General features: G+C 59.9%; 1 protein-coding gene. It reads left to right on the top strand.

Annotated features, from left to right (window positions below; genetic code table 11):
* The coding region (gene tuf, locus C167_RS0100090) for an elongation factor Tu (protein ID WP_017516262.1) at positions 1–977 on the top strand (977 nt) is incomplete at both ends.

Below are 977 nucleotides of genomic sequence, written 5' to 3'. Positions count from 1 at the left end.
AACGTCGGCACCATCGGTCACGTTGACCACGGCAAAACCACTCTGACCGCTGCTCTGACCAAGGTCTGCTCCGAGACCTGGGGTGGCTCCGCTCGCGCTTTCGACCAGATCGACAACGCGCCGGAAGAGAAGGCTCGTGGTATCACCATCAACACTTCTCACGTTGAATACGACTCGCCGGTACGCCACTACGCTCACGTAGACTGCCCGGGCCACGCCGACTACGTGAAGAACATGATCACCGGTGCTGCCCAGATGGACGGCGCGATCCTGGTTTGCTCGGCTGCTGACGGCCCCATGCCGCAGACCCGCGAGCACATCCTGCTGTCCCGTCAGGTAGGCGTTCCTTACATCGTCGTGTTCCTGAACAAGGCCGACATGGTTGACGACGCTGAGCTGCTGGAACTGGTCGAAATGGAAGTTCGCGATCTGCTGAACACCTACGACTTCCCGGGCGACGACACTCCGATCGTGATCGGTTCCGCTCTGATGGCCCTGAACGGCCAGGACGACAACGAGATGGGCGTTTCCGCCGTGCGCAAGCTGGTAGAGACCCTGGACTCGTACATCCCCGAGCCCGAGCGCGCCATCGACAAGCCGTTCCTGATGCCGATCGAAGACGTATTCTCGATCTCCGGTCGTGGCACCGTGGTAACCGGCCGTGTTGAGCGTGGCATCGTCAAGATCCAGGAAGAAGTGGAAATCGTCGGTATCAAGGCGACCACCAAGACTACCTGCACCGGCGTTGAAATGTTCCGCAAGCTGCTCGACGAAGGTCGTGCGGGTGAGAACGTTGGCGTTCTGCTGCGTGGCACCAAGCGTGAAGACGTAGAGCGTGGCCAGGTTCTGGCCAAGCCGGGCACCATCAAGCCGCACACCAAGTTCGAGTGCGAAGTGTACGTGCTGTCCAAAGAAGAAGGTGGTCGTCACACTCCGTTCTTCAAAGGCTACCGTCCGCAGTTCTACTTCCGTACCAC

This window comes from Pseudomonas nitroreducens TX1 (assembly GCF_000313755.1).
GTDB classification, from domain to species: Bacteria; Pseudomonadota; Gammaproteobacteria; order Pseudomonadales; family Pseudomonadaceae; genus Pseudomonas; species Pseudomonas nitroreducens_A.
Note: the sequence above shows the minus strand (reverse complement) of the source record. Positions and strands in the feature narration are given on the sequence as shown.